This is a genomic window from Westiellopsis prolifica IICB1 (assembly GCF_004323185.1).
Taxonomy (GTDB): Bacteria; Cyanobacteriota; Cyanobacteriia; order Cyanobacteriales; family Nostocaceae; genus Pelatocladus; species Pelatocladus prolificus_A.
On record NZ_NAPS01000001.1, the window covers coordinates 917085 to 936255 of the forward strand.

Consider the following 19171-nt stretch of genomic DNA (forward strand, 5'->3'; position numbering starts at 1 on the left):
CAACAATATGACATATTATCAGGTTGGCGGAACTTTAGAACCGAATAACCCTAGTTATATAGAAAGAACAGCAGATATAGAACTATATGAACAACTTATATCAGGTAACTTTTGTTATGTATTCAACTCGCGACAAATGGGTAAATCTAGCTTACAATTGCGAGTTAAACAAAGATTAGAAAGTGAAGATTATAGATGTGTTTTAATTGATCTGAGTGGAATAGGTAATACAGGGGTGACTCCGCAGCAATGGTATTATTCTTTGATGCAAAGATTAGCAGATGAATTGCATTTACAGCCAGAAATCATCTCACAATTTTGGCAGGAATATAAAGACTTATCACCATTAATGAAACTCAGCTATTTATTTGAAAAGTTATTATTTAAAACTATTACCAAAAATATTGTTATTTTTATTGATGAAATTGATAGTGTCCTCAGTTTAGAATTCCCCGCAGATGATTTTTTTATTTTCATACGTTACTGCTATAATCAACGAACTAATAAACCCGAATATCAACGTCTAACTTTTGTATTAATTGGCGTCGCTACTCCTGCTAGGTTAATTCAAGATACACAACTTACACCATTTAATATTGGTCATGCTATTCAATTAACCCCTTTTTCCTTAGAAGATGCAAAACATTTCAAGGAAGGATTAAGAAGTAAAATCAATAATCCTATAGTTAGTGAAAATATCATTCAAGAAGTATGGAAATGGACAGGAGGACAACCTTTTCTCACTCAAAAACTCTGTCAGATGATTGTAGATAGCAGAGAAGAAGTACCAGTTGATTCAAAAGATTTAAGTGTATGGATAAATAAACTTGTTTATGAAAAGATCATCACCAATTGGGAAGAAAAAGATAATCCTCAACATTTTAGTAAAATTCGTGACAGGATTCGTAATCATGAAGAATCGATTGTCAAAATATTAAAGCTTTATTTGGAAATCTTAAATAACAATAATGTCAATACAGATGATAGTATAGAACAGACTGAATTAAGATTATCAGGATTAGTTTTAGCACAAGATGGCAAATTAAAAGTTTATAATCTACTTTATCAAAAAATATTTAATTCAGAATGGGTTGCAGAGATGCTAGCTGATAAGCGACCCTATGAAGAAGAATTATTAGGTTGGAAATCTTCTAAACAGGATAAAATATGGCTATTGCATGGAGAAAAATTAAAAGAAGCGATGCAATGGAGTGTTGATAAAATATTGACAATAGAAGATTATCAGTTTTTAAATGCTAGTCAAAAATTAGACATATTCCAGAAAGAATTAGACATAAAAAAATCTCAACGCTTTCAGAAAGTTTTTGCAGGGATAGCAACAATTGCAACAATTGTAACCATTACAATAGGTTTTCAATTAAAGGAAAAGATTCAATGTATTAATACTCCTTATATTTGTGAAGCAACATTATTTAGTCAAGGCGAGCGTTCTTTTTTTCTTGGGAATGGTAATTATTTTCTCAAACAGGGAGTTGAAGCCTTTAAAAATAAAGATTATCCAAAAGCAATTCAATTATTAGAAAAAGCTAAAAAGCTTGATAAGAATGACCCGGAAGTAGAAATTTACTACAATAATGCACTAGCACACCAAAGTGGTAATTATTTAACTTTAGCGGTTGCTATACCTATAAATGATATCAATGCCAGAAAAGAAATTGCTAGAGAAACACTGAGAGGTGTTGCACACGCACAAACTACTTTTAATAATAAAAATGGCTTCAATGGCAAATTACTTAATATAATTATTGCGGATGATTATGGTGATCCTGAATATGCTAAAAAAGTTGCCCAAGAGTTGATTAAAGATAAGAAAGTTTTAGGAGTAATAGGACATACTGCTAGCTCTGTTAGTAAAGCTGCACTCACCCAGTACACTCCAGTAGATTTAGCAATGATATCTCCTAGTAGCACTAGCACCAAATTGAGCAATCAAAAAGTTTTTTATAGAACAGTTACTTCAGATGCTAGAACTTCTGAAAGTCTAGCTAAATATGCGATAGATAATCAGCTTAAAAAAGTTGTGATTTTTTATAAAAAAGGAGATACTTCTAGTGAAAGCTTAAAAGAAGAATTTGAAAAATTCTTTAAAAATCAACAAGCAGGTAGAAGTGTAATACTTAGTATCGATTTAGCAAATCCTCATCTAATTGCATCTTATGAAGCTTTTCGTACTTACCAAAATCAAGCAGATGGTGTTGTGTTTTTTCCTAATTTGGAGCTAGTTTCTACTGTAATTGAAATTGCTCGTGAACTCAAAAAAAATAGAGAAAATTTAGCTCACAATTTCAAGATATTAGGAGGAGATGGATTATATGGTGCAGATATTATCAAACTAGGTAAAGAGACTATTGAAGGATTAATTATAGGAATTCCCTGGTTCTCTGGAGATCGTAATTCCACAGATTTTGCTGATAAAGCTTGTCTAAGATGGGGAGGGGGTGTCAACTGGCGAACTTTTGCTAGTTATGACGCAACTCAAGCTTTTATTAAAGCGATATCGGAATCCAAAAATCCTACTCGAAAAACTGTACTAGAAAAACTCAAAGATATTCAACTTTCACCAGATGAAACTTCAGGATCTCCACTCCAATTTCAAGCTGGAGAGCGTCGCGATCAACAAGCAGTTCTTGTGCGAGTTGTTAAAAATAGTAGTGATTTTAGAAATAAAAGCGATCGCAAATACCCATGCAAGAGTTTTGAAGAAAGTGGATTTCATTTGGAACTGGTAGAGTAAAAATAACCCCGACTTTTCTAAAAAGTCGGGGATCTGTATCACTCTGTTTTCAAGTAAAGCTTTAATGCTTCATCCACCACATCTGTCATTGACTTTCCTTGACTGTCAGCAGTTTTCTTCAGCACAGCATAAACATCATCGCGAACGGTAATCCGATGACGTCCTAAATTCGCAGCTTTGGCAAGTTTTGATTTGTAAGAGTCGGTAAACTTCCGAATTGCATCAAACCCGACGCGATCGCAAAAATCTCCAAACCTTTCACCTTTTTTACGTGACTTCTTAAAGTACACAAAAATTGGCTCTAGGAAAGTTTCAATATCATTATGATGCAATTTCTCGGTGTAAGCCTTTGCGAGTCTGGTTTGATCTGGCGAACCACCCAACCAGACTTGATAACTTTCGGGAGCGCTACCCACAAACCCAAGTTCCGCCATATACGGACGAGCGCAACCATTAGGACATCCGGTCATCCTTACCACAAAATGCTCATTTGGTAAACCCACTTTGTTTAACAAAGCGCGAATCCGCTCTAAAATTCCTGGAATCGCCCGCTCTGATTCGGTAATTGCTAAACCGCAAGTAGGTAATGCAGGACAAGCCATCGAGTAACGGAAAATCTGGTCGATGCTGTCAACATTGGTGACAACACCATGACGATTGAGAATATCTTCAACAGCTTGCTTGTTCTCAGGTTCAATATCGTAGAGAATCACATTTTGGTGGGGAGTCAAGCGGATGGGTAAGTTGTATTGCTCGACTATTTGCCGTAAGGCGGTTTTGAGTTGGAAGTCGCCTTCATCTTTGATCCGCCCATTGTCGATAGAAATACCCAAGAACAATTTACCATCACCTTGTTCATGCCAACCGAGGAAATCTTCATATTTCCACCCTGGCAGAGTTTGGAACGGTTCTAGCGGTTTACCAAAATATTCTTCCACCATTGCCCGGAATTTATCAACGCCCCAATCGTGGATTAAATATTTTAATCTGGCGTGACGGCGGTCTGTGCGATCGCCATAATCCCTTTGAGTCGCGACAATGGCTTTCACCATATCGTAAACATCTGCTTTCGCTACATAGCAAATCTCATCTGCAACTCTGGCGAAAGTTTCTTCTTTGTTATGTGTACGTCCTAAACCACCACCAGCAAAGATGTTAAATCCTGCTAATTCTCCCTGCTCGTCAGTAATTACCACTAAGGTGAGGTCTTGACTGTACAAATCAATGGAATTATCTCCTGGAACCGTGACGCAAACTTTGAATTTGCGCGGCATGTAGTGAGTACCATAGAGAGGTTCTTCTTGAGCGTGTAAAACAGTACCAGTACCATTACTTTCTCTTGCTGCTTTGATTTCTGGGTTTTCTTCACCACTAATGGCTTTTTCGCCATCTAACCAAATTTCGTAATAAGCACCGGTTTGTGGTGTCAGTAACTCAGCGACATTCTCAGCATATTCCCAAGCGTACTGATATTCTGCTTTATTTTTAAAAGGTGCAGGGGGAGCCATGACATTACGGTTGACATCGCCACAAGCTCCCAAAGTCGAACCCATGTTTGTCACAATCGTGGCGATCGCGCTTTTGAGATTTTTCTTGAAAATCCCGTGTAATTGAAATCCTTGCCGAGTGGTAGCACGCAAAGTATGATTGCCATACTCATCAGCTAGTTTATCCAGAGTCAGGTATAACTGCGGCGGTACAAAACCACCTGGATTTCTTGTCCGCAGCATGAATTGATAATCTTTTTCCTGACCTTTAGCCCGATTATCCCGGTTATCTTGCTGGTAAGAGCCGTGAAACTTGAGGATTTGTACCGCATCTTCGCTAAAATGGGTTGTATCCTGAAGAATTTCTGTCGCGACTGGTTCACGCAAACAATTACTGCGTTCTTTGATTGCTTCTACTTTAGAAGGCTTACGGCTGGCGATGGGAAGAGGAGCGGATTTAACCATTGCAAATTGTATAATTTTATCAAGAAATCATCGATAAGCGCCGAAGCGTGAATTTAGAAGCACCCATTCGGCTAATTTTTTCCGGTAATCCGGTCGGGGATAAGAAGAATAGTTTAATTTTAACACGATAAAAAACTGGGTTTTTCAGTAATGCAATACCTAGCAAACCCAGCAATCTTACTTATAAATTATCAGTTATTTTGTTACGTGATCCAAAAATTTTTTGGCTAACCAAACAAGCTACTCAAAAAAGAGGTGTAGGAGTCCAATACGATGTGATTGGTTGGTATGGCGATCGCACTTCTAGCGCAGACGCTCCTGAACTCAACGGATAAGTCACAGCCAAAATCGTCCCCCGGTATCCTACCGTTACATAAGACCTATTCATAACTACTCACAACTAGACAAATCTACTCATGTGTAGGTTGACGCTTACTTCCTGCTTCATTCTGGCAATGTCGGCATTATCCAGTCTACAGGCTAAAACGGTCTAACTGACCGCTATATGTGTCGAAGTTATAAAAAACTTCTTTTGAGGCGCTACTAACGACTCTCTGTCTATGGAGCTTGCACTTCGCCTGCGGCACGTTTATCAAACGCCAGTCTATGCTGGAAGGGTTATCCTCTGACGGCACGGTAGTTAACCGTTACTATAGGTAATATTTTAGCACCTTTTCAGCAATACCTACTTAAAATTGACTAGTTCTGAACACAAATGTGTAGAAATTAAGTTACAGTTTCTACCCCTCAAAACAACGGTTTGATTAAAAAGCTGAAAGATGCTGATAGCAAAGACAATGGTTTATCCATCCTAATGCAGCAAACAAGCGCAATCGTTCGAGTAATTGATCTTAAAAAAACGGTAGATGATATCTAATAAAAGTTGAAGAATAAAAACTCGAATTTAAATCTTTTTACAAACATGTAATAGCTAGCATAAAAATATGAATTAACCATTTATAGGTTATACCCATCATCATGATTATTTCTAGTAATATTATATTTAAATTAATGAATAACCAGGTTGCATTTTTTTAGAAAACCATGTTGTAAAGGTATGTTTTAGCATATCTATACAGCAATTAGGAGAGTTTTATGATCAATTTTTAGCTCCTAATTATCTTAGCAACCGCGACCAATCAAGTTAACTGCATTTCTTTAATTGAAGAGGTAGTAATATGCGTCGTTGGTGGTTGATAACTTTAAGCATTATAGTTACGTTTGTGACTTTAGAAATTACAGTTAAGAGTACTTTCAATGCCACAGCATTCGGTGCAAACAAAAATAGTAAACCATATTTGATTGCACAAAACTCTAGTTCTACACGAATTATGCCTCTTGGCGACTCAATTACTGGAGGAGAGATCGGTCAAAACAGCTACCGTCGATTACTTTGGTTTTATTTACTCAATGCAGGTTATAGTGTTGATTTTGTTGGTTCACTCCGAGTTAATTGTGGTAGAGTTCCTCCCTTGCAAGATTTTGATTTAGATAATGAGGGTCATTGTGGTTGGCGAGCTGATCAGATACTAGCTCAGATTGACCAATGGGCAAGCAGCACTCGACCAAATATAGTGCTAATTCATTTAGGTACTAATGATTTGGGAAGTGGAGAAAGCCCAGAGAGTACTATTGAAGACATACGTGGAATTATTCAAAAGCTCCGATACTATAATCCATACATAAAGATACTGCTGGCTCAAATTATTACAACCTGTGGTGCTGAGGAGCGTAAAATATCATTTAATTCACTAATTCCCAACCTTGCCAACCAAACCAATACATATCAATCACCTGTGACCGTCGTAGATCAGTATAGTGGTTTCAATGTGTATGATACTACCGATGGATGTCACCCCAATAATACTGGCGAAGGAAAATTAGCCTCTCGTTGGTTTGAAGCTCTCAAGAAGGTACTTTAATCAAATTTATTGATTATCCGTTAATCTAAGCATCGGGGGTGACTCCCATGCTTAGGTTAACGGATTCTTGAAAAGTCCACAAAAGAACCGCCAACAATTAAACTAAACCGAAGACAAAGAATAAACCTGACCATCAATTAATAGCCGAGTAATACCTTTAGCTTGGAGGTGATAACGAGCCTTGTGCAACATTCTGCTATCAGGAATTTTGACCACGCGATCGCGTTTGGTAGAAAAGCGTTTTGCAATTCGGTGATTATCAAACACCGGCAAAGTTCTTTCTTGAGTCTCTAAATTAGAGATATAGCCCAAATCGCCAAACTCTCGCAATGGTCTGGTAATCAATTCTGAGGAACGATCAATCACTAAATAGCAAGTTCTAGGTAAACTAGCGGCTGAGAAGGGTAAGACTCGGACAAAACTGTCACCACTTCTAGTTCTGGTCACTAGACGTGGTCGTTCTCGATATTCTTCTTCCTCCTCTTCCTCGAAGTCTTCATCATCAAAGTCTTCTTCTTCGAGATCCTCATCTAAATCTTCTAACTCTTCCGACTCGTCTAGCAATTCTTCACCCAGCATATGAGCGATCGCTTGAGAATCTGTATGTACATCCTCTATTAACGGACTACGAATATTGGTGATTTCTTGAGTTTTGGGTTCTACTAAAAGTTCTAATTGCTTAATGACTGGTGGTTGGATCTCATCCGGTGCAGAAGAACGTCGCTTGACTCGTCTGCTGTTGGAGGTTGAATCAGTCGAATCAGTTGCAACCACAGGAGTGGGTTGCAACTGTTGGGGTGGACTTACTTTTTCTTGCGGTTGCTGTGAAACCTCCGGTTCTACCTGCACAAAAGACGGTAGATGATCATAACTGACCTGTGCTTTTCCTTCAGGAGTTCTAGCAGCACGCTTTAACGAAACAAGGTACTCGTACTCATCTTCTGGTAAAGTACTTTTAAGTAGACGACTAATTGTCGAGTTACTTACGTCATAGCGTTCTGCCAAAGTAGAGGTTGTTTCAGCAGTTTGACGGTACAATTGTAAGATTTCTTGTTTATCAGATTCTGTTAGTTTTCTCACGGCGGGACACCAAACAAAAAATTTTCTAACTACGTTTTCTGTTCCGTTCTCGACGAGAACGGCTTAAGGATGTGTCATATTCCAAGACAGCACCCATACCAAATAAAATTCCACTCCAGACCCAAAACACTTCCAGTATCTCTCCACTTTGATAATTGGGAATCGAATTTGTGGCGTATTTATACCACATATCTGCAATGTAGAGCGAAAATGCCGCAGCTGCAATCATACGCCAAGAAAGAGAAACTCGTCCGCCCCAAAAAGCAAGCAGTAGAGTAGTAGCGATAATTAACAGCAATACGTCGCTGATCACATAAAACCAATTTAAAACAGAAGCAACAACTTTTAACCCAGGAGAATATTGGGCTTGGACTGCTGCGGTCTGTGGTTGATTGGAAATTAGCCATGCTAACGCACTGCCAAAGGCTCCTATTGCCAATATTATTATCCACTGCGAAGTTTCCAAATTCAGTCGCCTAGAAGCCACTGCTAAAATTATACCTACGCCCAGCAACAGATATGTGATTACGAAAAATACATCACCTAATGATGGGAAAGGTTCTTCTTTTAAGACGATTTCCGTATATCCAAAAAATATCCCTCCCAGGAAATAAGAAAGCATACCGATACCAATAGCTAGCCAGACGTTGCGATCGCTAATAATTTGCTGACTGCGCCAATTCCTTAGACATAAAATACTAGCAGATAGATAAGCTGTTGCCTCAAAAATATTCGTCCCCAAAACGTACCAATCAGCACGTCTTAAGCAATTTGCTGCTTCTTGGGCTTTTGCACTCAGTTTTGCTATACAGTCTACTCCTACGGGAACCTTGGCACTAAACAATAAAAAATACAATAGTGCCAGCACACTCCAAGCGATGCTAGCCAAAATTATATTCTGAGTGGTGAATAAAGATTTAGAACCTTGAGACTTGTCGTAAATGCTACTCATTATTTTTGCCCGTGACATAATATTCTCAATGTTCTTTGAGCGCAAAATCGCTATAAACATTATAAATTAAGATTTTTGCCAATTTATATGTTCAATGAACTAGCATTCAACGTCAACAAACACTGATATACACTAATGCCACAGTTTACTCAGTGGAGACTGATTTAGCCAACTGATGAATAGCGATCGCTCTCCTTCCGGCATATCTTGTAATTTATCAGCTACGGAACGGGCAAAGTTAGTATTGCCAAAATATGCTTTTCCTAACCGATGCAGATCTTGCAATAACTTGATGACATGATGTTCTTGCCAATTGAAGGCTGGAGTAGTTAGCGGATCTACTTCTAGTAAGTATTTGACTCCTTCAGCCGAAGACACTTGGGGAAACTGCCATTTTTGCAAAGTCTCAACCATTTCTTTCTCAAATAAAGCAGCTTGTCTAGTACCCAAAAGGTCTTCAATATCCATATACACAGCCTGCAATAGCAAAACACTAGCTTGAGTCAAAACACCAATATTACTATGACTATCCGTGTCACTACCAAGCTGATCTAGACGAATTTTGCCCCAGATACTAAAACGTTCTGGTTCTTCCAGCAAAACACAAGCTTTGCCTTTGTTATCGCTTAAATCTCTCCACAAAGATTTTGCTTCTTCTTCTTGGCTAGCTTTAAATACACTGATTAATCTAAAGGTCTGCCCCTGATAATTAAGAATCAGTACTTGCTGATCCCGTTTTGGGTGTTCAATTGTCGATATTTCAACATCCTGCCTTTTAAGAATAAACATGACACTAGCAGATAACTCCTCACAGGGGCATTCTTATTAATATGGCGATATCATAACCTTATTAGTTGGTGGTTGGTGCTTGATTGTTGATTGTTGATTTTTCTCAATCACAACCAATTCCTAATTCCAAAAATCTGTCACATCGTACTCCAATTCCTCTAACATTCGCCGCAACAGGGGTAAACTCAGCCCAATCACATTACTGTGACAGCCTTCTATTCTTTCCACAAATAAACCACCACGACCTTCCAGCGCAAAAGCGCCAGCACACTTGAGAGGTTCACCCGTGGCTATGTAGGCGTCAATGGTGCGATCGCTAATCTGGGCAAAATAAACTCTTGTTACTTGATGCTTGACTAAACTACAATTTTGTGAATTATCAATCAAAGTATGACCAGTATATAAATCACCAAAACTTCCCTGCATCATCCGCCAACGTTGGCGTGCTTCCTCAGCATCTGCTGGTTTACCATGAATCTCACCATGAACAGCTAAAACCGAATCACAACCCATGACTAAAGCAGATTCAAACTGAGGACTTACAGTTTCCGCTTTTCGTTGAGACAAAATTTCTACTAACTGCGCCGGATCACTGATTTTCACTTGCGACTCATCAAAATCACTAGGACAAACAATCGGTTCAATACCAACAGTTTGTAACAAACGGCGTCGCGCTGCAGAAGCAGATGCAAGTATAAACATTGGAATATCCATAGTTTATTGGGGATCGGGGAAAGGGGAAAGGGGATCAGGGATCGGGGATCAGGATCGAGCATAGGAGATCAGGGAGTGTGCTTGGTGTGGGGAGCAGGAAAACATGGTGATCAAAGAGAATACCAATGCTCTATCCCCTGTCCCCGATCCCCGATCCCCGATCCCCCATGACCAATGACTAATATACAGAAAAAGAATCAACAGATTCTTCTATGGCGCCTTTAACTTTGCGCCAGCGTTTTTCTGGCACTGAGGCATTTAATGTAAAAAGCTTACCTCGGCTGGTGGCAACACTGGCGAGGTTATGTCGTTGTTGCTTATTGGGGAGCGTAACTAAATATTCTAACTTGTAGTATGTTTTACCATTAGATTCAACTTGCTCTGCATTGACTAATTCGGCTGTACGTCCTGAACCATCAGGAGCAAGAGCATTTTTGGCTAGCTTATATCCTACTTCACCTGGCGTCCCTAATTCTGTTAGGCTTTGACCTTCTGTTACTGGACTGATGACTACAGAAACATTTTCGCTAAATTCTATCAAATCGTGGAAGACCACATCCGGCCCGTCATTAACTCTAACTTGTACCCAGCCGTTAGGATATAAAAATTGATAGCCATCACTAGTGTCTACAAAACTTCTGAGTGCGGCAAACGCTGTACCGTAGTTAGTAAGGCTAAAACTTAATACTAGTAACAAAATTACTGCAATTCGTTTCCACATTTGTTTCAATTCCTTTGGGCTGGAAGCAATACAAGGCAAGTGTGATTTGTCGTTTTTCATTCTCCCACGGATGCTAACAACTTACGAAATGCGCTGGTTTTACCCTGGTACCATACCAGAAAATATTCAATTTTGGTTTGAGCAACATTGTCTAGTTCAATCTTCACAACCAGAAGCACCACGAAAAGATTTATATCTTTACTCTCCTGAGTGTGAATTTTTGGGTATCAAATTACGGCAACAACAACTAGAAGTCAAATGGCGCAAAGCTGAATTAGGCGTCATGAGTTTCGGTGAATTTGCGGAGGGGAAAGTCGAAAAGTGGAGTAAGTGGGAATGTCATGACTCGACGAGAGAAAGTTTTCAAGCACACCAAATTGCAAATCATCCTGTGTGGGTGAGTGTGCAAAAACTTCGCTATGCTCAACTTTACGAAGTTTTAGATGATTTTTCCCTACAACCTGTTTCGGAAAATGAAACCGTTGATAACGCCTGTAAAGTGGAATTGACTTCTTTGAAGCTCAAAGAAAATACTTGGTGGAGTCTTGCATTTGAAGCTTTTGGTGATGATGAGCGTATATTCGAGAATCTTCAAGCCACAGCCAACCGTATATTCGGTAATTACTTAGAACAAAAGTTATTATCTGTTGATTCTTATGCTTATCCTACTTGGTTAGCGATCGCCATTAACTAGTCAATATGGTTCGGATAGAACAAATCAATTGACATTTAAATCCTGTAGAGACGTTGCAGTGCAACGTCTCCATATACCCAAAGATTATGACGCAAAATTCTTAAGCGAACCTTATTACAATAGTCCTTGCTTTTGCTCAAAAATCTACCTTTAGCAAGAAGCAATATTATTTAAGTTAATATAAGTAGTCAATCAATATATGAAACTTAATTACATTTTCATCAAATATAAGAAAAATTAAATGAATCTTTTTATTTCCGAATTATTAAACAAATTATGTTATAGATAATTAAAGTAAGTAATTTTAAATATCTAAAGTTACAGACCCAGTTTAATTTGTCTGTGGTTAACCTACGCCCATCATGACTAAAGCAGCGCACTACAAAAATTGGCTGCAAGAAAGCCGTTATATGAATCGAGGAAGTGCTTATGTGTTTGCACTTCGGTTCAATGTGATGGCTGAAGTTGGTGAATTTCCGCCCTAGTGTTATCCCAGCATAGAAGAAAGTTTTTGGAAAAACGAAAAATTACTGCCTACATTTAGTTGATGCAAAAAAGCAAACTTTCACTACTCAACACAGAAGCTTCAACAAATGTAGTTTGATCAAAAGAACACTTGTCTAACTAACTTATTGAGGAGATTATAACCATTTAGCAGAAGATAGCTGTAGGCTATACCCTATATTAATTCTGCTATATAAATCTCTGGCTTTACTAAAAGACCGAGCATTAATCTCTTTCAACCATAAACTTTGATATTTGATTAGTTTGATGGTTGAGTAAGATAAACCATGTCATTGGTTGAGCAATATTACTTAGACAATACTCTTTTGATTTTAATACCTGCATTCAACCGAAAAAATTTCTTCTCATAAAATACAAGCAATATCAAGTTAGCTATGACAATTATTTTGTAGCTACAAAAATTTTAATATAACCGAGTATTGATGAGACAAATTATTGTTGTCTTTAACAAACTTGAACTTGATTTTCAATGTAGTTAAAACAAAAGAATTTTTGTGGAAATTATTTTTTATGTCTAGTAATACTAACTACAAATGATTTATCGTCTTGCACTTTTTTGACATGATCTATTTTGGGTAAAAATCTACCAAAAGTATCAGCCTTGTTCTGTAAATTACTAAAAAAAATTAAATTTATGAGAGATTATTAACAAAATAACAAAAGCTATAGTTGTCCATAGACAACAAAAAAATTCATGAATTAGATCAAGAATATGGAGAAAAAGCTATGAATCAAAAATCTTTATCCAAAGTGCAGCGCCTGAAAGAAGTTTTACTAATCAATTTGCTAGGAGAATTACCAACAATAGCTTTTGGTCCTAGTTTAAGAAAGCTACTTTATCGTTTTATTTTTGCCAAAATAGATAACTCAGTCTATATTCAAAATGGTGTTGAATTTATAAGTACTAATCAAATTGAACTTGGCAGTTATGTGCATATTTTTAAAGGTGTCCGTATAGATGCGAAAGGAGAAAATAACAAAATTATCTTAGAAAAAGGCGTCGCACTTGAAAAAGATGTAACTATTGGTGCTTTAGACAACACTTGTGTACAAATTGGTGAAGGAACATTTATTGGTCCTGGTGCATGTATTGCTGGACCGGGAAATATAACTATCGGTAAACGCTGTTTAATTGCTGCTCACACAGGAATATTTTCTAATAATCATAATTTTACAGACCCAACAACATATATCGCAGATCAAGGTGTTACCCGCCAGGGAATAGTTATAAAAGACGACTGCTGGATAGGACATAATGTCACAGTCTTAGATGGAGTCACTATTGGTGAAGGTAGTGTGATTGGAGCAGGAGCAGTTGTTAGTAAAGATATTCCTCCCTACTCTATAGCGGTGGGAGTACCTGCAAAAGTAATTAAAAAACGCGATGCAAAGGAACTGGTATTTAATTATCAAAATAGTGATGAGTAAGACAATAAGCCCCATCCGTTTATATGGTGGGATGATTCACTCACATTTTTAAACTTTCTAAATCATTCGTGAGAAACAAGATCCCCGACTTCTCAACAGAAGTCGGGGATCTGGGCTTTGCGATGATCACAATCATATAGGATTGCTATATAAACTTATTGACCCACATCACCTACTGTTTCGGAACCTGTAAACCACGACGCTCAAGAATTTGCCGCACCTCTGGACTAGGAGTATAACTATAGCCATAAGATGATTTCTCAGAATCATCCATAACTTGAGGTGTAAGCAATACAATTACTTCTTGACGCTGATTTTGTTTATTTGTCCTTCTAAACAACGAACCAATTAAGGGAAGATCACCCAGGATGGGAAGCTTAGAGACAGTAGCTCTGTCTGTTTCTTGAATGATCCCACTAAGAATAAGTGTCTGACCATCACGTAAACGAATCAAGCCAGAATTGAGAGAGCGTTCAGAAACTAAAAATATTTTTTGGAAATTACCTCCTCCAACATTTAGATCAGCAGATGATTGGGGTGCTTTGACAACGGGAGCCACTGATAGAGAAACAAAACCATTGTCATCTATACGCTCAATTTTGACACTAAGGGTTAAACCTACATCTGTTTTTTCAGCAGTAATTGTTTGTGTAGCTATACCATCCGTGCTAGTTATTTTGCTCGTAACGTTTCCTAGCACTTCTTGAGTCAGTTTGACACTAGCATTTTGACCTTCTTGCACAATTAGAGTCGGGTCAGTCAAAATTTTGGCATTGCCACTTTGTACTTGAGATTGCAAACTCAAGAGAAAACGTTTAGGAAATTGATATAAAGAAGGAAGAGAAAATGTGTATGTGTCAGGTGTTCCTGGAGTCGTTGTAGTTTGGAAACCATACCTAGTGGGTAGTCCTGTAGCAGGATCAATAGCAGTCGGCACAATTTCGGTTGTGGTTTCTCCCGGAGTTCCTGGAGAAAACTCTGAAATACTAGGTTGTAGTGGATTGGTATTCATAGGTGCATCAGCTGAAGGTCTACCTTGAGAGTTAAAGAAACCATCACTGAGAAATACACCATCTCCCTGAATTGGATTGCCGATTACTGGTGTACTTGTCACACTGCTAGATGCTTCTGCACTCGTAGCTGGTCTAGATCCACCAAAATTTAGAGATGCTGCACCACCATCATTGACAAAGTAATTATTGCCAATACCAAAGGAAAAGCTGGTGTTAACGTCCTTGGTATTCAAAAGGTTAACATCAATAATTTTGACATTAACTGCTACTTGCCGACGGCGTACATCTAATTGAGTCAGTTGAGCCATAGCCATCTCAACTAGTCTAGGAGGGCCAATTAAAGTTAGAGAATTTGTCCGCTCGTCTCCGAGTGCTTGCAAACCTCTAAGTAAGGGTTTGGAGTCCTGAAAATTTATGCGTTGAGTTTCAACTCTTGTTTCTGTAGTTGTCTGAGTTTGAGTAATCGGAGCAACTCCCTCACCCACAGGAACAGCACTGACATTAGTGATTTGGCGTTCGCGGTTCACAGCGCTTTCTGCACCCAAGGACACCAAAAAGTTGAGAGCATTCCCCACTGTTACTTGATTCAGTCGCAAGTTCCGCATAACTACATCACGGGTGGAATTAGGTAGTCTCGGCCCTACAAAAACTGTACGTCCACTACGATTTGCTTCTAAACCACTCAGGCGCAAGACATAATTAAACACATCTTGTACAGGCTCATTTTCTATATCCAAAGAAATTGTCGAACTTCCTTGTTCTCCTTGTCCCCCCTTTCCTCCTGCTGCTTCTGCTCCTGTATAAGCCAAATTCAAACCAGCAGCGCGAGCAAGCAATGACAACACTTCCCTAACTGGTGCATCTCTTAGCACAAGCCGGGGTACACGTTCTTGAGTTCCTAAGTCAACACTACTCGGAGAAGCATCGATATTGGAAATGGCAATATCTCCGACTGGTGGTGCAACTGCTCTAGGTAAAAAAGGTGGTACTGGGGTTTGTGCTTGTCCTGGCCCAGCTGTTTGGGCTGGTGTACCATCAATACTGACTTGGGGATTGGGGACAACGGGTGGAACTGATGGACTGGGGTTAGGAGTAGGTGCTGATGCTGTAGTTCCTGTACTCGGACTTAAGGCAAGAGTCATGACATTTGTTCCCCGCACCAAAGGCTGAGTATTGGGAGCGCTGTCAGTACCAATTGCTAAGACTCTGATGCTATTGGTATCTAGCTGAGTCACCTGAATAGAAGCGATTCCTGGAATAGGGTTCTCTTTGCGGAAACTATTGCCTTGGGGTAAACGTAATTGAGTATTAATAATATCTGCAACTAAAGTTTTGCCCCTCTGTGTCGTAAAAATTTGCGGACGCGAACCAGTAGAAGTTTTTAAAACAACATTCACTCCTCCATTAACTGTTTTTAGCTGCACATCGGTAATTTGCGTCACCTGTGCTTTTACTGGTTGAGCAGCTAAAAAAACTATTGTAGTTGCACCTAATATTAAATCTAAACCTTTACCGTGAAGCTGTCTCACAGTTAATTCCTCATATTTAACCAAATTTATTGACTATTTTTGCAACCAATTTCTTGGTGTTTATACGTAAGTGCGCTGTTAATTGTGTTTATAGTTTGTATATTTCCCAAAACTTCTATCGAAATAACACAGTGTCATTAAATTAATTTGAGGGGAGTGGGGAGACAAGGGGGACACGGATGTCCCCCATGTCCCCCATGTCCTCCATGTCCCCCATGTCCTTTACTTCTTCGGTTCTGCTTTAACAGCTGCGGCCTCTTCCGGACTAAGTGGAATTAGTGCTTGTAACTGAAAGGATGTAGAAATTGGTGCTGGCCCGACTCGCAATACCCTTTTGCCTGGTTCTGGAGTCGGTTGGGGAGCTAAAGCAGATTGATAGTCTTTTACTATTAATAAAGCTTGCAAACGCTCAATATTACGAAGTATGGATTGCGTTTGTTCATAAGTTCCAAGAATTTCGATATTTACGCTTCTACGCTTGAGCTTGCCATCTACTTGTTTTCCCAATGAGCCATCAGTAATTGGTTCAGCTTTATCTGAAACTGGTACAAATTTCTTCAGTTCGGCTTTGGTAAAATTGATGGAAATAGTAGAGTTGTTAGCTTCAACCAAACGATTCAAGTCCAGTAGTAATGTGTCTAAGGTTTTCTCATTGGCAAATAAACCTAAAACTTGAGTTTGTTGCTGCTTGGCGTCTGCGAGTTCTTGTTTAACTTGATCTATCTGTTTGATAGTGGCTTTCTTTTGATCAACTTGTCCTTGCAGTTCACTTTGTTTGTTTTGGTTTTGTCCGAAGGTGTCCCAAGCCGGCATTACTAATGTCAACAACATATAAAGTGCGCCAATAAATCCCACCCCTCCGACCAAAATGCCTATAATTTTGGGTGTAAAACTAATGCCAAATACAACGGGGTAGGCTGATTTTGCCTCGGTTAATTCCCCGCCTTCCATAAAATTAATATCTTCACTCAGCGTCATTTTTGAATGACTCCTGTTTTTTGCAAACTACGAATACGTGCGACTAACCCCACTGTGCCTTTTTTTTCTAATTCGCGAATTAGCTCTGAAGCTGGGATATCGCTGAGACTGGTTTGAATAGTGTATTTGGCTAGTTTAGGTGGTTTAATTGTTACACCGGTTTGAGTACCAGTATTTCTTAATGGTGCATCTACTAGTTCTGTGGAAATAATTTTGGCTTCACTGGCTTTAAAGAAACGAGATTGTTGTAGAGTCAGCAAAAAATCGTTGACATCATTAAAAGAGCGAGCCAGACCAGTAATTTCTATTCCTCCGGCTGGATTCGGTGGTGGCTGTCCCTCAACAGCAGCAGCAGGTGGGATTTGCTTGACGTTTTCGATTTGGACTGTGGCTGGAATGCGATCGCGCAAATCTTGTAACATTGCAGACCAAGGACGAATTTGATCAAACACAGTCACTAAAGATTGTGTTTCCGCTTTGACTTTGTTGGTTTGTTCCTTAATCTTGTTAATATTGCCGATTTGAGCATCTAAGCTTTGATTTTCCTGTTCTAATTGGGCAATTGTTTGCTCTAACTCAGCATTTTTAGCTTGCAAAAACCACAAACCAGCTGCTACAAAAGCAGGGAAAATTACACCAACTCCCACCCCAATAAATACAGGCGTTAAATTCCCTGTATTGATCGCTACATTTGCCTTCTTTTCAGTCTTTGTTTGAAAATTTGGCCGCTCTTTAAGAAAATTAATATCTAAACTGTACATTTTTCGTCATTTGTCATTCGACATTGGGCATTGGGCATTGGGCATTGGGCATGGGGCACTGGGCATTGGGCATTGGGCATGGGGCATTGGTTATTCTCCCCACACTTCCCACACTCCCTTCCGTTGTCCCAATCAATACCCAATCCTCACACCAAACGCATTCCAAGACCGAGTACTATTCCCAATCCAGGACGTTGGACGGCGGGAAACTTTTCTTCGTCAACTTCCAAAGATAAAGAGCCGATTGGATCTATTTGAGAGGTAGGTAAACTCAATCTTTGTGTGAAGAACTCATCTAACTGTGCTAGTCCTCCACCTGAACCTGCTAAAAAAATCTGGGCTATTTCTAAGTTTTCGCTTTGATTGAGATAAAAATCGATGGAACGGCGCAGTTCATCTGTGAGTTCTGCCAACACGCGCATCATTGCTGCTACACCAGGATTCGCTTCAGTAACACCTGTTTTTGCGCCTTCTGTGATATTGAGAGGAATTGTCATCCCCTGCAACAAGTTTATATCTCGTGATGCAGGTAAGCTCATTGCTCTAGCTAGTGCCATTTGCATTTGATTCGTTCCCAGAGGAATCGTACGTGAAAATTGCGGTACTCCGTTGACAATAATGGCAATTTCTGTATTATCGAATTCTATATCGACTAAAACTGCTGCTTCTTGTGGCCCGTATTGCCGCAACTGGTCACGGATTGTCCGAATCAGTGCAAAAGAATTGATTTCTAAGACATCAATTTGCAATCCTGCCTGCTCGAATGTATTTATGTATGTATCAGTGACTTCCTTACGAGTTGCAACCAGCAACACTTTGACTTTTTCAATTCCATCTTCATCTACAAAGTAGCCAAGTTTTTGATAATCTACATCTGCTTCTTCACGAGGATAAGGCAAATATAAACCTGCTTCGTGGTTTAACACCATTTCGCGCAGTTCTTTATCATCTAATTCTGATGGAACGGGAATGAGACGTACAATTGAATCTCGTCCTGTAACAGCAGTAGCAACCCGAAAAGCTTTGATTTTACTTTCTGTAAGTGCCTGCTGGATAATTTGTGCCATTGCTGGAGGATCAGCAATTTGACCATCGACAAAAACACCTTCTGGAACAGCCACTGATGTTAAAGCGTCTAGTTTCAGACCTTGGCGTTGTTTGCGTAAACGAGCGACATTCACACATTGCGGTGCAAGTTCGATGCCAACTCCGTCTTTAGATTTGCTAAACAGACTGTTGATAATTTTAACCACTGTTTTGCCCGCATAAATGCTAAATTGAAAAATTTAAATGTTAAAAGTCAAGAGTCCATAGTCCATTGTCAATTGTTAAGAGTAAAGAGAATTTCAAATTAACCA

Annotated in this window: 16 protein-coding genes; 6 read left to right on the forward strand and 10 right to left on the reverse strand. The window is 39.0% G+C overall.

Going from position 1 to position 19171, the window contains the following annotated elements; translation table 11 throughout:
- The first annotated feature begins 7 nt into the window (after positions 1-7).
- On the forward strand, positions 8-2755 hold the full coding sequence (locus B4U84_RS03945) for an AAA-like domain-containing protein (protein ID WP_131115670.1): 2748 nt from the start codon (positions 8-10) through the stop codon (positions 2753-2755).
- A gap of 38 nt (positions 2756-2793) precedes the next feature.
- On the opposite strand, the gene sir is transcribed toward B4U84_RS03945, so the two are convergent.
- Positions 2794-4707: a sulfite reductase, ferredoxin dependent gene (gene sir, locus B4U84_RS03950; RefSeq protein WP_131115672.1), complete on the reverse strand. Its 1914-nt coding sequence runs from the start codon at positions 4705-4707 to the stop codon at positions 2794-2796.
- A gap of 200 nt (positions 4708-4907) precedes the next feature.
- On the opposite strand from sir, the gene B4U84_RS31875 reads away from it, so the two are divergent.
- Together B4U84_RS31875 and B4U84_RS03955 are read left to right on the forward strand one after the other, a co-directional pair.
- Positions 4908-5042 (forward strand): hypothetical protein, encoded by a 135-nt coding sequence (locus B4U84_RS31875; protein ID WP_278248283.1) that lies wholly within the window; start codon positions 4908-4910, stop codon positions 5040-5042.
- Positions 5043-5885: 843 nt separating this feature from the next.
- Positions 5886-6629 carry an SGNH/GDSL hydrolase family protein gene (locus B4U84_RS03955; RefSeq protein WP_017309672.1) on the forward strand — a complete coding sequence of 248 codons (744 nt, stop codon included), beginning with the start codon at positions 5886-5888 and terminating at the stop codon, positions 6627-6629.
- A gap of 102 nt (positions 6630-6731) precedes the next feature.
- Here B4U84_RS03955 and B4U84_RS03960 read toward each other — a convergent pair whose 3' ends face one another.
- The 5 genes from B4U84_RS03960 to psbP all read right to left on the reverse strand — a co-directional run bounded on the left by B4U84_RS03960 (position 6732) and on the right by psbP (position 10885).
- Positions 6732-7709, reverse strand: coding sequence for a helix-turn-helix domain-containing protein (locus B4U84_RS03960; RefSeq protein ID WP_131115674.1), 978 nt, complete (start codon positions 7707-7709; stop codon positions 6732-6734).
- A gap of 25 nt (positions 7710-7734) precedes the next feature.
- A complete protein-coding gene (locus B4U84_RS03965) occupies positions 7735-8661 on the reverse strand; it encodes a hypothetical protein (protein WP_017309670.1) in 927 nt (308 codons plus the stop codon).
- A 132-nt stretch (positions 8662-8793) separates the two neighbouring features.
- Complete coding sequence (locus B4U84_RS03970; protein ID WP_017309669.1) at positions 8794-9450, reverse strand: Npun_F0813 family protein; 657 nt, start codon at positions 9448-9450, stop codon at positions 8794-8796.
- A gap of 120 nt (positions 9451-9570) precedes the next feature.
- Positions 9571-10164: a Maf family protein gene (locus tag B4U84_RS03975; RefSeq protein ID WP_131115676.1), complete on the reverse strand. Its 594-nt coding sequence runs from the start codon at positions 10162-10164 to the stop codon at positions 9571-9573.
- 178 nt (positions 10165-10342) lie between these two features.
- A complete protein-coding gene (gene psbP / locus B4U84_RS03980; protein WP_026081804.1) occupies positions 10343-10885 on the reverse strand; it encodes a photosystem II reaction center PsbP in 543 nt (180 codons plus the stop codon).
- Positions 10886-10955: 70 nt separating this feature from the next.
- Between psbP and B4U84_RS03985 the strand changes: the two genes are divergently transcribed.
- The 3 genes from B4U84_RS03985 to B4U84_RS03990 all read left to right on the forward strand — a co-directional run bounded on the left by B4U84_RS03985 (position 10956) and on the right by B4U84_RS03990 (position 13532).
- The gene (locus tag B4U84_RS03985) at positions 10956-11579 is read left to right on the forward strand and encodes a hypothetical protein (protein ID WP_017309666.1); all 624 of its coding nucleotides are present in this window, start codon (positions 10956-10958) and stop codon (positions 11577-11579) included.
- A gap of 362 nt (positions 11580-11941) precedes the next feature.
- Complete coding sequence (locus B4U84_RS31880) at positions 11942-12064, forward strand: hypothetical protein (RefSeq protein ID WP_017309665.1); 123 nt, start codon at positions 11942-11944, stop codon at positions 12062-12064.
- A 766-nt stretch (positions 12065-12830) separates the two neighbouring features.
- The gene (locus B4U84_RS03990) at positions 12831-13532 is read left to right on the forward strand and encodes an acyltransferase (protein ID WP_131115678.1); all 702 of its coding nucleotides are present in this window, start codon (positions 12831-12833) and stop codon (positions 13530-13532) included.
- A 172-nt stretch (positions 13533-13704) separates the two neighbouring features.
- Here the strand turns inward: B4U84_RS03990 and B4U84_RS03995 are convergent, their stop codons facing one another.
- The 4 genes from B4U84_RS03995 to pilM all read right to left on the reverse strand — a co-directional run bounded on the left by B4U84_RS03995 (position 13705) and on the right by pilM (position 19066).
- On the reverse strand, positions 13705-16074 hold the full coding sequence (locus B4U84_RS03995) for a type IV pilus secretin family protein (protein ID WP_131115680.1): 2370 nt from the start codon (positions 16072-16074) through the stop codon (positions 13705-13707).
- A gap of 222 nt (positions 16075-16296) precedes the next feature.
- Positions 16297-17052 (reverse strand): pilus assembly protein PilO, encoded by a 756-nt coding sequence (locus tag B4U84_RS04000; protein ID WP_131115682.1) that lies wholly within the window; start codon positions 17050-17052, stop codon positions 16297-16299.
- Positions 17049-17813: a PilN domain-containing protein gene (locus tag B4U84_RS04005; RefSeq protein ID WP_131115684.1), complete on the reverse strand. Its 765-nt coding sequence runs from the start codon at positions 17811-17813 to the stop codon at positions 17049-17051. The genes B4U84_RS04000 and B4U84_RS04005 overlap by 4 nt, the downstream gene beginning before the upstream one ends.
- A gap of 146 nt (positions 17814-17959) precedes the next feature.
- Positions 17960-19066 (reverse strand): type IV pilus assembly protein PilM, encoded by a 1107-nt coding sequence (pilM, locus tag B4U84_RS04010; RefSeq protein WP_131115686.1) that lies wholly within the window; start codon positions 19064-19066, stop codon positions 17960-17962.
- Between the last annotated feature and the right edge of the window lie 105 nt (positions 19067-19171).